Raw genomic sequence first — 13,225 nt, 5'->3', positions numbered from 1 at the left:
GTTATTATGTTGTTATTGTAAAATCGGACTCTTCTTACTTCCACTTTTGTATGATGATTATTATAAATTTATCTCATCACTTAGAAGAAGAGGTTTTCAATGATGATGTCTCTATCCGTCTTTGCCAAGAAGCATTTCATGACAATCAGTATCATCCTGTGCTTCCTATTACCGCCGCTGGGCGTAACCCTAATGCTTCTCATCGGTTGTTATTCGTTGAATAAAGCGTGGAAAAACAGGTTAAAAGTAAACCTGACACCTGGTTTATTCCTGCTTTGCTGTATGTTCATTTCATCGCTTGGAGCAGGAGTGGTCATGAAAGATCACTCTTATTTTCTTGTATCAGCTCTAATGCTCGCCTACATTGGTTTATATATTAAGATAACGAAAGAATGCGTTATGAAAACTTTTTCCGTCTATAAATGGATCACGATTTATGGATGCTTATACTTTTATGGATTGTATCCCTTTCAAGAAGTGACCATCCATCCAACTATTAAGAACTATCTGGCAGGCACAGCCTTACTCGGAGTCGGAGATGTAAACCATTACCCGAGGCTGATCGGTGCTGCATACAATCCGAATTTTTCGGTAACCATCTTGCTTTTAGGACTCGCTTTTCTATTGGCGGAGCTGTTGAAGAACCTAAGAAATGCCGCTTATGTAAAAGTCGGCTTTCAGTCCATCGCGATAATAGCAATCATTCATGCGATCATTCTTACAGGTTCAAGAGCCGGTTTTGCCACAATGTCGATTATTTTCGTCCTTTTTTGCTTTCGATGGAACAAGGTGGTCACACTCCTCTTCACATTGATGTTAGCCGTCCAATACAAATTCATCTTGGAATGGATGCCGAGAAATGAAAACCTATTTGAATCAGCCGAAACAAGAAAAGATATCTGGAAAAAATCCTTTGATCTATGGCAAGAGTATCCGTTATTCGGAATGACACCTTTAGGCTTTAGAGAAGAATATGTGTACATGTTCCATGAAGAGATACCACATGCCCACAATCTGTTTCTAGCGATGTTCGCAGAATATGGAGCATTAGGCGGCGTCGCTTTGATCGTTGTCGTACTGATTAACATCTATAAAGCATCATCCCTGTTCCTGATCAAGTATCAGAGCTTGAATTTGGATACATTTTTGTTGTCGCTTCCGGTCATTTTTTTGACAGGGATTTTCGATTACGTCATCTTCTCACCGCAGGTTGCTGTGATGGCAATCCTGCTCATGGCATCCTGGGACAAGTATACAGCGCGAATTCCGTTATGGGATCTGCAATTCTTCAGTATCCCTTACGAACGCTACCGGTACTATTTATAGGGCAGTGCCAGGTATAGAAATCCATCCCTACAGCCGCAAGGGTTCATAATTGGTGCCTGGCACCGATTTGCACCCCTACAGCGCCAAGGCTTCTCGATCTGTACCAGGCACTAATAAAAGAGACTGGATCGCATGCGATCCAGTCTCTTCCTTGTTTATTTCTCGATGAACATCTGTGTCCAGTACGATCCTTGGTTTCCACCTGTCGCGTGCCCGATCCCGATATGGGTAAGCTCTCGATTCATGATGTTACGTCGGTGTCCTGGGCTGTTCATCCAATCTTTTACAACCTGTTCAGCCGATTGCTGACCAGCTGCAATGTTTTCAGCTGCGGTTTGGTAAGATACGCCGAACTCTTGCATCATCTGGAAAGGTGAGCCGTAGTTCGGTGAGTTGTGAGAGAAGTATCCATTTTCCAACATGTCATCGGATTTCGCTTGAGCTACCTCAGCAAGCTTAGAACTTGCTTTCAGGTTCGGTAGTCCATTTTTCGCTCTTTCCTGGTTGGTCAGGTCGACCACTTCTCGTTCAATTTGACTCATTGTCTTACCATCTGCAGATGGCTGGGTCTTTTGCTGATCCTGACCTTGCTGTGGATCAGCTTGTTGGTAATTTCCTCGATCAGCAGGCATACCTCCACCGTTTTGACCACGGTACTGCGGACCATTACCTCTCATTTCCCCAGAAAACGGCACCTCTAATCGATATTGCCCTTGACCACCGTACCAAATCGGACGGAACCGATCATTGTTCATACGAGTACGCAGGTCATCATTGTTGTATCGATTATCATTGACCGTTTTAAGTTGCATACCTTCTTCGTTATTGTCTGTATCCATATTACATCCTGCCAAAGCACCTAATGACAGGACAGCAGTAAGACTTAAGGTTACGATCTGTTTTTTCATGCACTGATCTCCTTTATTGAAGGTTTTGCCTTCTTAATGTTTGCATGATTGAACAAAAGAAACCTGAGTAACACTTGGTGCATAGGGAAAATTACGGTAATCATAAAATCTCTGCAGTATCACAAAATAATCGTAAATATAAAAAAGTCTTACCACTTCATTGTGATAAGACTTGAACATCATATGGATATGCGATTTTTGATCTTTGATAATTTACGGTACGTTTTTATCGAAGTCACTTTTCCAGATGACTGAGCACCTAAAGACATAGCACGCTTTCTCCAAAAGAGTACTTTATAGTCACTGAAAATATAGATTAAAATCAAATAAAAAAAGATCGGAATACTTGAAACTAAATACATAAAAAACGTGTGACCTGTTCCATTCAATGGAGTCTGTGCAAAAACTTCATCACTTAAGATCAACCAAAAAAGTGGTACACTAGTAAAGAGTTTTTTCATGGTCGAACTACCCCCTTGCTTGATTTCCATACATAATTTTACTCTTTTCTGCATGGGAATATTGTGACGAAAATCGCACATTAATGAATGGGGAACAGTCCATTTTAATACTTATCTCGCTCAATTTTTTTATCGATTCCTTTTTCAATCGAAGCTAATGTAGAGAGATCCTTCGGTGCAATAAACGTCACTGCTACCCCAGTCTCACCAGCACGTCCCGTTCGACCGATCCTGTGCGTGTAGCTATCAGCATCAAGCGGAACATCATAATTGAAAATATGCGTTACACCTTCAATGTCAAGTCCTCTAGCAGCAATATCAGTAGCCACAAGTAAATGAATCTGACCTTCTCTAAAACGTTCCATTACTTCTTCCCTCTTAGCTTGAGTCAAACCACCATGCAGCTCATCCGTTAGATAACCCTTTTCTTGAAGGGCAGTATTCAGCTTCGTCACCCGCCGCTTCGTCCGGCAAAAGATGATGCCAAGTAACGGCTGCTCAGTCTTGATCGTTTTCAGAAGGGCTTGTTGTTTTTTACGATCCGTCGTTTCAACGACATACTCCTTGATTTCATGAATGTCCAAATCACGGAGTGCCACCATGACTTGATCTGGATTGTTCATATATCGCTTCGTCAACTTCAGAATTTCAACAGGCATCGTTGCAGAAAATAGTGCTGTCAGCCGTTCCATTGGCAAGGCATCAATAATGGCTTCCGCTTCTTGTAAAAAACCGATTTGGAGCATTTGATCAGCCTCATCCAATACAAGCATGGAAACGGTGGATAAATCAATCGTCCCTCTTCGCATATGATCCAGAACTCGACCAGGGGTTCCAACAACGATGTGTACAGCATCTTCGAGTACTTTCATTTGTTTGTAGATATCCTGTCCACCATACACCGCTAGGACCTTGATGCCGGTCTCCTTCGTTAGCTTTCCAAGCTCTGATGTAATCTGCAGAGCAAGCTCACGTGTAGGCGCGAGGATCAAGGATTGAATGCGAGGATCGTCCACTCGAACCCTTTCAATCATCGGAAGCAGGAAGGCGATCGTTTTACCTGAACCAGTTTTCGCCTGACCAACGACGTCTTTTCCTTTCATCAACGACGGGATGGTGTCTTGTTGAATCTGAGTAGGTTCAACGATACCTTGCGCAGCCAATTTATCAATAAAGGTAGTTGTAATGCCTAGTGTATTGAAATTCGTCATTTTTTCACCGCTTTATGTAGGATATATGTTAGATTACTCCACTTTCCGTCAAAAGTAAAAAGCCCCTTCAAAAGAGAAGGGACTTCATCTATTAAAAGTTATGCTTTTTCCCAGTTTGGAACCATTTCAACGTCTGCTGCTACCATTGTCGTATAGATCGGGCAACGGCTGTCGACGATTTCTTGCAATTCCTTGATGCGGTCTTCAGACTCGCTTGTTTGAACTTTTGCGTTAACCGTGATCTTTTGGAAATAAGGACGAACGCTCTTGTCTCCCATCATTCCTTTTGGATCGATGTCTCCGTTGATCTCAAAATCGATTCCTTGCAAGTCGAAGTCGATCTCTTTTGCAACAAAGTTTGCGATTGCGTTTTCGCAACCTGCAAGTGAGATGAGCAGTGTCGCAAGTGGATTGGCACCATCATCGGTACCACCCATGTTTGCTGGTTCGTCAATTACGACGGTGTGATCGTGAGATTTACCTGTTGTGTTCATACCTTTTGATACAGCTGTAATTTTTTCAATCATTGCTGAATTCCCCTTTCAATGCTTTACGTATTGCGTTCTTATATTCTCGACGATATTTTGTAGAATCGTTAGATCCTGAAAATTCTTCATCAACAGGATGCCGCCTTCAATTTGGGCGACAACCGCTTGTGCATGTTGTCTTGCCTTGTCTTCTCCCACAAAGTCTTTCAAAACTTCCGCAAGACTGTTGATCCACTTTTCAAATAGATCATTGACTTTGGCACGGAAGGTTTCATCATGTTCACTCATCTCGAGTGCAAGGTTTCCGAACGGGCAGCCACGAAAGCTTGCTGATTTTTCATGATACGAAACCGCCCAATCAAGCATTTCATTCAGCTTCTCAACCGAAGGCTTGTCTGACTTGAGAATTGCTACTATGAGATTTTGCTCCCAGGTCCGGACGAATTGGTCCACGACTGCGATCCCTAAATCTTTTTTTGTTGAGAAGTAATGATAAAACTGCCCTTTTCCTATGTCAGCTGAATGAAGAATGTCGCTGAGCTTTGTATTTTCATATCCCTTTGAATGGATCAATTCAGCTGTTGTTGAAATGATGTGTTCTTTCTTTGTCGTCATAATTATCACCTGTTCAGTTTTCAATTGCCGACTCCTACCAACCAGTCGGTACAATTCAAACATAACATACTGAAATTTCCTCATTCAAGGTTCTCTCAAAAATCAGCAACCATCTGGTCCACAATAAAGCCCTTGTGCTCCGTCTTTTTCATTTTCAGCTTCAATCATTCTTTTCAAGACAGAAATCGGTTGTGCACCGACGGATGTCATTTCGCCATACTGATACGTCGGAACGCCTGTAATACCTTGTGCTTGTGCATCTTGCATGGAGTCGATGAGTCGGTTCTGATAAACCGGATTCTCAATTGCATGAAGAAGTTCATCGGGATCTAGTGATACTTTCTCTGCAATTTCTCTTAATACGTCATCATGACCAATATTCTTGCCTTCCACCCAATAAGCATGGAAAACCGTGTCGCGATATTGCGCTTCTTTTCCTTGGTCCTTCGCAAATTCAAATCCAAGCAAAGCTTTACGGGAATCGCTTGTCACTTCCGTCAACACTTCTGGCTTCATGTCGATTCCATGGCGATCCGCAAGCATCTTGACGTTTTCATACGCTTGCTTCATATAAGGGCTTGTCGAATCTGGTTGACCTTCTGGATGAAGCTCGAACTCTCTCCACTCCAATTCCAGTCCCGGAATCTCTTGCTGCAGTCGTTCTGCATTCACTTTTCCGATGTAGCAAAATGGACAAATGAAATCAGAGTAAACGACCAATTTTTTTGTAGACATGCTGCCACCTCCTAGGATGCGGTTGTGTCCAATGGCCTCTGAACATTGGACACTTATTCAACGACAGAACAAAACCAACCGGTTGGTACAATGCGAATGTATCACAGGACATTGTACGATGCAAAGCTTGATGCTCAAAGTGTGAGCTAGCTTACATTTACCCGTGTAAACTCCTCCACAAATAGAACACCGCGTACGCTTCCCATCCTTTCCAAGGCTTGAATATGGAACGGATTTCCTCTAAAGAAGGCTTTTTACTCCTTGCTAAGAGATGCTTCAACGCATTATGTAAGCCTGCATCGCCAATTGGAAAAGCGGAAGGATCACGAAGACAACGCATCATCACATAGTGGGCTGACCACGGACCAATCCCCCTGATGCTGAGTAGTTTTTCTTCTGCTCGTTCAGCTTCCATCTCCATTAAAGTGTCTTTGGAGAGCTCACCGTCAGACATCAACTTTGCGATATGTAGGATGTATTCCGCTTTTCGGCCGGTTAACTGCAGTGCCTTCAAATCCTCCACGGTTAATTCCGCAATTTTTTCTGGTGTCGGGAACAGCCAAAAAGACTGCCCATCCCATTCATAGGAGTCCCCGTAGGATTCGACTAACCGCTTTTTCACAGTATAAGCAAATGTTAAATTCACCTGTTGCCCAATCACGGCCCAGCAAAGCGCTTCAAAAAGATCCGGTACCCCGATTACTCTCAAGCCGGCATAATCTTGAGTCAATGCACCTAATATGGGGTCATTCTTAGCCATCCGATAAAAAGGTGCCATATCCGTTCGCAAATCCAACCAGTCTTTCACATACGCTTTGATGGGTTCATAGGAACTCGGTGTCCTGTTCAAACAACTGATCTGTAATTCACGTTCATTATTGGTGTTGATCTTAATGAGCGTGTACTCCCCATCCACTTCTAAAAGCTTGTAGACTGCTCCATCTCCTACTAGGTGCATACACTCCAGGGATGAGCGATTCAAATACACCAAGGCTTCTTCAAAATCGAAAAGCCCAGGTGTTGAAATCGTTACACTCGATTTAGAATTGGAATCTGGCATGGCCTTGTTGTGTAAAGTCATGATAACCCTCCAAGTGAAGCAATCGTTCTTTCGTTTTAAGTCCTCCACGAAAACCGGTGAGAGCGTTGCTTTTACCGATTACACGATGGCAGGGAACGACAATCGGAACCGGGTTCGCTCCATTCGCTGTACCGACTGCTCTGACCGCTTTCGGGTTCCCTATGGCATCTGCAATTTCAGAATAACTTCGCGTTTCTCCAAACGGAATATCTGTCAACGCTCGCCAGACAGAGGTCTGAAATGCCGTTCCTTTAAAATCGATCGGAACTGAAAACGCGTCACGCTTACCATCCAGATACTCAGCAAGTTGCTGTTTAAAATCCGCTATTTTCTCCTCATCCTCAATCAATTGAGCGTTTGGTACCTGTTTTTCGGTCCATCCCTTCAATGTCTCAAACGATTCAGTCGGCCAAGTGATTCGGCATAGCCCTTGATCCGTCACAGCTACATATAAATCTCGTCCTTCAAAAACAGCATGCTGAAATGTTCCCCAATACACGTTGCTCATCCTTCATCCACCTCCAACTGGTTCTAGTCGATATTCATTCGGCGTTGAGCCTGTCAGTTTTTTAAATGTTGCTGAGAAATGAGAGGCATTTTTGAATCCGACCGCGTATGCAATTTCCGCAACATTCAATTCCGTTGACTTCAATAAAATTTGTGCCTGTTCTACACGAAATTTTTGTACATGTTTGGTCGGGGTCAAACCTGTCACACGTTTAACGACTCGCTGCAAATGATACGGACTCATGAGAAGTTCGGCAGCAATCCTCTCAAGGGTCAGAGGTTCCCGGTACCGTTCTCTGATGTTTTTCAGCACTGCATCGGCAATCTCTGCATCCGGTCCATGCGATGACGGAGTCTCCGGCTTACATCTTTTACAAGGGCGAAAGCCTGCTTTGAGCGCTTCCTCCACTGAAGGGTAGATCATCACGTTTTCCGGCTTCGGCAGGCGCGACCGGCAAGACGGTCTGCAGACGATTCCCGTTGAACGGATCCCGACATAATACTTACCGTCATATCTTGTATCACGCTCGATCATCGTCTGGTACACCGATTGAAAAATTAGATCACTCACTCCGCTCACCCCATTCGTTTTACCACATTATAAACGAAAGGGACGCAACTGATAATACTCAGGGAATAGGACCGCAATTTTACAACATCAAAAAAAGCCAGAACCCCAAAGGATCCTGGCTCAATTCAATTAGTGTTCGTACATCATCTTCCTCGTCATTCCACCGTCGATGATGATATTCTCCCCATTTACAAAATCGTTCCGTTCATCTGTCAGGTAAAGACATGCTCGGGCAATGTCTTCGGGTTTTCCGACCCTTTTGGAAAGATGCTGGTCATGGTCGATGTCTCTCAACTGCTCGTAGTTTTCCGTTTGAATCCATCCTGGTGAAATCGCGTTGACGGTAATATCATCCTCTGCAAAAGAACGGGCAAGCGCATGTGTAATCGAAACGATTCCACCTTTGGAGGCTGCATACGCTTCTGAGTTCGGCTCAGACATCCCCGCTCGAGTCGAAGCGATGTTCACAATCGAGCCGCCCTGTTCTTTCATCACTTTGGCAGCTTCACGGGAACACAAGAACACACTCCTTAGATTGGTATTCAGCACATCATCCCATTCTTCAATCGTCAGTTCGTATGGTGACTTGAAGACGGTTACCCCCGCATTATTGATGAGGATGTCGATGCTGCCGAACTCCTGGATCGTCTGCACCATCAAATTGACCACATCGGCTTCTTCCCGTACATCTGTTTTGATGAAGAGTACCTTCCCTTCTCTTTCCGACAGTTCTTTTTCAAGCTCCCTACCAGCTCGATCATCCATATCGGCAAGTACCACACGCGCTCCAGCGCTCACATATTCAATGGCGATTCCTCTCCCAATTCCGTTCGATGCGCCAGTCACGATAACGACTTTATTTTCAAATGACATGACCGATTCTCTCCTCTACTTATATAATCTATTCTCCATTCCATACCCTCCAAGACTACCTCTCGAACCATAAGTTTCCTTTTGACAACGCTTTCAATGTCATGTTTTAATTATGACTAAGTTCATATTCACTTATGCTAGGAGACACGGAGACGCGCATAAATTCACTAGTGGATTTATGTGTGTCTCCTTTTTTTACATTCTAAAGAAAAGAGGAGATCCAATGGTCAAACAAATAAGCTTGTTCATTTCGATGTTGGTTTTCTTAAGTTTGCTTGGAACGGAGCATTCACAGGTCTGGGCTGAAAATGGTTCACAGGATGATTTCCTTAGTGAAGAGGAAGGTCCTCCGCCACCAGGTGCCAATGATCCACAATGCCGTCCAAGTGAGGAACACCCTGAACCGGTTGTCCTCGTACCAGGTACTTTTGAAACGATGGAAAGGAATTTCATCAATCTTTCCCCTATGTTAAAAGAAAAAGGATATTGTGTATTCGCGCTGAACTATGGATACGAAAACGGGATTCCTGCATCCGGTCCCATTGAACAATCGGCAGCGGAACTGAAGACGTTCATAGACAACGTGCTTGAGCTGACCGGCGCAGAGAAGGTATCAATTGTCGGTCATAGCCAAGGCGGTATGATGCCTCGTTATTACATGAAATACCTAGGAGGCGCAGACCAGGTGGAAGATCTCGTCGGTCTTGTCCCTTCCAACCATGGGACAGATGGTGTCGCAGGTTTCACTGAACTGACGACCACCGGTGCAGACGTGGCCTCCTGTACAGCCTGTCATCAACAGCTTACAGGTTCTGACTTTATAACGAACCTCAACAAAGGCGACGAGACACCAGGTGACACCTCGTATACGGTCGTCACAACCCGTAACGATGAAGTTGTCGTTCCCTATACCTCAGCCTTTTTGAATGGTCCCGATAAGAAGGTCGTGAACATTACGATTCAGGATTACTACCCATACGACCAGATCGAACATCAAAACATCGCGCAAGACCCTCTTGCCTTCCAGTTTGTATTTGATGCACTCGACCATGATGGACCTGCAGACCCTGACCGTGCTGTAGCACTATTCAAATGATTGAAAAAGGACTTCCGTTCATTCGGAAGTCCTTTCATAATCTAACATTCTTTCGGGTTTTCTGCTTTTTCATAACCTGCTTGAACCGCATCATTTTCATTCAAGAAAAAGACACGGTGTTCAATCGGGATCTCCTCCCATTTATCCGGTTCAACATATTTCTTCGTTTCATGGTGGCCGACAAACTTGTTCGGTCCTCCACGCTTATTGAAACGGAATTCGTATGGAAGCTCATCAATCGGTTGTTCAGGGTTCCATAAGCCTTTGCCTGCTTCCTTCGCTCTCACGACGGCTTCACCATAATCCTTGAAGTGATCCAAGTTCGGATATATGAAGTACGGAACGGCCATACCAAGCTCAATCATTTCCTTATTGATGTTTTTATTCTCTTTTATGACGATCGATAATAGACGTCCATATTGATCAAAGGGTTCATCGCCTACTTCAATTTCTACATTTTCGCTTAATGGTAAAAGGTTCTGGAGTTGCCGTGTAGCTTCTTCCGCATAATAGCCCTGGGAAGCTCCCTGATAATTCGTTTCTGGGGTATCGATGGAAACGAATCGGACCTTTGTCGTCCCTAACACAGGCTTTTCAAGATGGATGGTATCGCCGTCTACGACTTTTTTGACGGAAGAGGAAAAACGTCTTGGGGTTTGTGGTGGTTCGGTTTGTTCATCAGATTCTTCAACATCTGTGTCAGAAATGACATGCATCTCTTGCTGTTCTAGGCTGTCCAATTTCCCTGTAACATGAAACCATTTCCCTCTTTCAAGCCGGTCCAGCTTTTCTTTCGATTTGACCAGTACACTATACATGTTCTCATCGATGAAAGGATAGTTGAAGCCATCCTCCAACGGTTCTTCAGCTTTTCCAACGAGATAGCCGCTTACAGTCACGTCATTTCCTTTTAATTCGGACTTGTCCTGTTCCGCTAACTCTGCAATACGTACTTTCACATCTTTCAATCCATTCACCTTCTTTCACCAGGATATCCTCAGTGTAATATAAGAAGCGTGAATGTACTTGTAAAAACCATCCACATTACAAAAAATGAGGCTTAGTACGTATATTGCGTCATGAGTTTGTTTTTCCTGGAACCTCGTTAAGGACCGGTAATTTGTAGGAGCGCCGCATAAGCATTAATACGTCCATGCTCATAAAGGGTGCCAGTCCCGGAAATAGGAACTGCCGTTGATTCGATCGCATTCCGGACAATTGTGGGATCCGGTTCAAGCGAAGCCATCAAGGCGGCAAGACCGCTAACGAAAGGAGCGGATTGCGATGTCCCGGACAACGTTCCATAATCCGTCTGACCTGTTGAGTTTGCCGTAATCGGTAATGTCGATAGTATATCGACTCCTGGGGCAGCTACATCTACCCAACTAGCCCCAAAGTTCGAGAAGGATGCTTTCGCATCGTTCTGGTCTACCGCAGCAACGCTGATGACTTGTGCATAAGCTGCAGGATAATATTGTGCGGATGTGTTGTCATTCCCTGCTGCTGCAACTAATATGACATCGTTATTCGCTGCATATACAACCGCATTTTGGACGGTAGCACTGGCAGTCGGACCACTCAGACTCATGTTGATGACTTTTGCACCATTGTCTGTAGCATTGAGGATACCACTGGCAATATCACTGAAAAAGCCGATCCCATTATCATCGAGTACTTTGATGTTCATGATCTTCGGGTTGATGGCAAGTCCTGCAACACCAATTGCGTTTCGGGTGACAGCTGCAGCTATTCCAGCTACGTGCGTGCCATGTCCATTCAAATCTTGGGAAGTCGAAGAGGTGGAGAAGTTCACGTTCAAGACAATTTTTGCGTTTAGATCGGGATGGGCAGCGTTCACACCAGTGTCGAGGATAGCGATTTTTAGGAGAGAAGAGCCACGAGTAATGTTCCAGGCTCTTGTGGAGTTGATTTTCAGAAGACCCCATTGCTGATTGAATAGTGGATCGTTTGGAACTAGCTGTATCGACATCGTCTCATCCACTTCTGCATATTCCACTTCGGGTTTGTTTTCAAATCGACGTTTCATGCCATTTATGGAACCCGGTCGCACCCTTAATACATAAGCATTTAGTTGAGGAATTTCTCTTATGATTCGAACATTTTCATCTGAAATCATTCGTCGTGCTTCTTCTTCAGAAACTCGGGATTTCACACATACGATGAGTCGATCAGAAGTTTCTCTCAATTTGTTCACCTCCAATCTATTGAAAATTGCTAACTAGGATTATTGATTCGTTATCTTCAACAATGCGGCATACGTATTGATCCGACCGTTTTGATAGAGCGTACCCGATCCAGGAACTGGTACTGTAGTCGTTTCAATCGCATTTCGAACTTTACTTGCATCTGGCTCGAGGGATGCCATCAGAGCGGCTAACCCACTGACAAAAGGAGCGGCTTGCGAGGTACCGGAAAGATAACCGTAATCCGTTTGCCCCATCATATTAGTCGTCGTAGGCAAGGTGGAAAGGATGTCGATACCAGGAGCTGCAACATCAACCCACGCAGAACCGAAGTTCGAGAATGACGCTTTCGTATTGTCACGATCCAGAGCGGCAACACTGATGACTTCCGGATAAGCTGCTGGATAAAACAGATCGTCAGCATTGTCATTCCCAGCTGCAGCGACCTGGATGACACCATTGCTATCTGCATATTGAACGGCACTTTGGACGGTATTACTGAAAGAAGGTCCGCCGAGACTCATGTTGATGACTTTTGCACCATTGTCGGTCGCGTTGACGATTCCTTTCGCGACATCACTAAATGAACCGCTACCACTGTCGTCTAGTACTTTGATGTTCAATATTTTTGGATTGATTGCGAGACCCGCTATTCCAATTCCATTTCTAGTGACCGCTGCTGCAATACCAGCAACATGTGTTCCGTGTCCGTTGATATCCTGTGATGTTGAAGAGGTAGAGAAGTTCACATTCAGCGCCATTTTTTCATTTAAATCGGGATGACCTGCATTTACCCCAGTATCGAGGATGGCAATTTTAAGAAGAGAAGAACCACGGGTGACGTTCCAGGCTCTAGTCGAATTGATTTTTAACAAGCCCCATTGCTGGTTGAAAAGAGGATCATTCGGAGTGAGCTGTGTGAACATCAAACCATTGAATTCAGCATAGTCGACCTCTGGAAAATTGGCGAGGATACGAAGAGTGATGTTCATACGACTTGGGTCTACTTCAATGACATAAACGTAGATTTGAGGAATTCGATCAATCAACGTTCCTCCTACCAATTGGATAATTTCCAATGCACGACTGCTAGGAATACTCGGGAAGAAACGTATGACGATTTGATCTGGTAGAAAACTCATAATAATT

At 44.2% G+C, this 13,225-nt stretch carries 14 protein-coding genes; 2 read left to right on the top strand and 12 right to left on the bottom strand.

Annotated elements, in window-relative coordinates:
- Window positions 1-99 precede the first annotated feature (99 nt).
- On the top strand, window positions 100-1,326 hold the full coding sequence (locus tag ACXQIQ_RS15710) for an O-antigen ligase family protein (protein WP_439301429.1): 1,227 nt from the start codon (window positions 100-102) through the stop codon (window positions 1,324-1,326).
- Window positions 1,327-1,481: 155 nt separating this feature from the next.
- Here the strand turns inward: ACXQIQ_RS15710 and ACXQIQ_RS15705 are convergent, their stop codons facing one another.
- The 9 genes from ACXQIQ_RS15705 to ACXQIQ_RS15665 all read right to left on the bottom strand — a co-directional run bounded on the left by ACXQIQ_RS15705 (window position 1,482) and on the right by ACXQIQ_RS15665 (window position 8,776).
- Window positions 1,482-2,234, bottom strand: a complete 753-nt coding sequence (locus ACXQIQ_RS15705; RefSeq protein ID WP_439301430.1) for a CAP domain-containing protein — start codon at window positions 2,232-2,234, stop codon at window positions 1,482-1,484.
- Between the two features lie 565 nt (window positions 2,235-2,799).
- Window positions 2,800-3,906 (bottom strand): DEAD/DEAH box helicase, encoded by a 1,107-nt coding sequence (locus ACXQIQ_RS15700; RefSeq protein WP_439301431.1) that lies wholly within the window; start codon window positions 3,904-3,906, stop codon window positions 2,800-2,802.
- A 98-nt stretch (window positions 3,907-4,004) separates the two neighbouring features.
- On the bottom strand, window positions 4,005-4,433 hold the full coding sequence (locus tag ACXQIQ_RS15695; protein ID WP_439301432.1) for an OsmC family protein: 429 nt from the start codon (window positions 4,431-4,433) through the stop codon (window positions 4,005-4,007).
- Between the two features lie 15 nt (window positions 4,434-4,448).
- Entirely contained in the window at window positions 4,449-5,009 is a 561-nt protein-coding gene (locus tag ACXQIQ_RS15690) for a TetR/AcrR family transcriptional regulator (protein ID WP_439301433.1), read from the bottom strand.
- A gap of 102 nt (window positions 5,010-5,111) precedes the next feature.
- Window positions 5,112-5,744: a DsbA family oxidoreductase gene (locus ACXQIQ_RS15685; protein WP_439301434.1), complete on the bottom strand. Its 633-nt coding sequence runs from the start codon at window positions 5,742-5,744 to the stop codon at window positions 5,112-5,114.
- A 157-nt stretch (window positions 5,745-5,901) separates the two neighbouring features.
- Entirely contained in the window at window positions 5,902-6,825 is a 924-nt protein-coding gene (locus ACXQIQ_RS15680; protein ID WP_439301435.1) for a DNA-3-methyladenine glycosylase family protein, read from the bottom strand.
- Entirely contained in the window at window positions 6,785-7,333 is a 549-nt protein-coding gene (locus ACXQIQ_RS15675) for a methylated-DNA--[protein]-cysteine S-methyltransferase (protein ID WP_439301436.1), read from the bottom strand. Before ACXQIQ_RS15675 ends, ACXQIQ_RS15680 begins: the two co-directional genes overlap by 41 nt.
- Before the next feature lie 3 nt (window positions 7,334-7,336).
- Window positions 7,337-7,903 carry a bifunctional transcriptional activator/DNA repair enzyme AdaA gene (locus tag ACXQIQ_RS15670; protein WP_439301437.1) on the bottom strand — a complete coding sequence of 189 codons (567 nt, stop codon included), beginning with the start codon at window positions 7,901-7,903 and terminating at the stop codon, window positions 7,337-7,339.
- Window positions 7,904-8,032: 129 nt separating this feature from the next.
- Entirely contained in the window at window positions 8,033-8,776 is a 744-nt protein-coding gene (locus ACXQIQ_RS15665) for an SDR family NAD(P)-dependent oxidoreductase (protein WP_439301438.1), read from the bottom strand.
- Window positions 8,777-8,999: 223 nt separating this feature from the next.
- Between ACXQIQ_RS15665 and ACXQIQ_RS15660 the strand changes: the two genes are divergently transcribed.
- On the top strand, window positions 9,000-9,872 hold the full coding sequence (locus ACXQIQ_RS15660; RefSeq protein ID WP_439301439.1) for an esterase/lipase family protein: 873 nt from the start codon (window positions 9,000-9,002) through the stop codon (window positions 9,870-9,872).
- Between the two features lie 41 nt (window positions 9,873-9,913).
- Here ACXQIQ_RS15660 and ACXQIQ_RS15655 read toward each other — a convergent pair whose 3' ends face one another.
- The 3 genes from ACXQIQ_RS15655 to ACXQIQ_RS15645 all read right to left on the bottom strand — a co-directional run bounded on the left by ACXQIQ_RS15655 (window position 9,914) and on the right by ACXQIQ_RS15645 (window position 13,218).
- Window positions 9,914-10,831 (bottom strand): thermonuclease family protein, encoded by a 918-nt coding sequence (locus ACXQIQ_RS15655; protein WP_439302006.1) that lies wholly within the window; start codon window positions 10,829-10,831, stop codon window positions 9,914-9,916.
- A 146-nt stretch (window positions 10,832-10,977) separates the two neighbouring features.
- Complete coding sequence (locus ACXQIQ_RS15650) at window positions 10,978-12,078, bottom strand: S8 family peptidase (protein WP_439301440.1); 1,101 nt, start codon at window positions 12,076-12,078, stop codon at window positions 10,978-10,980.
- Between the two features lie 39 nt (window positions 12,079-12,117).
- Complete coding sequence (locus tag ACXQIQ_RS15645; RefSeq protein WP_439301441.1) at window positions 12,118-13,218, bottom strand: S8 family peptidase; 1,101 nt, start codon at window positions 13,216-13,218, stop codon at window positions 12,118-12,120.
- Between the last annotated feature and the right edge of the window lie 7 nt (window positions 13,219-13,225).

The sequence above is a fragment of the Pseudalkalibacillus sp. Hm43 genome, from assembly GCF_054170705.1.
This window is presented reverse-complemented; position numbering and strand designations above follow the sequence as displayed.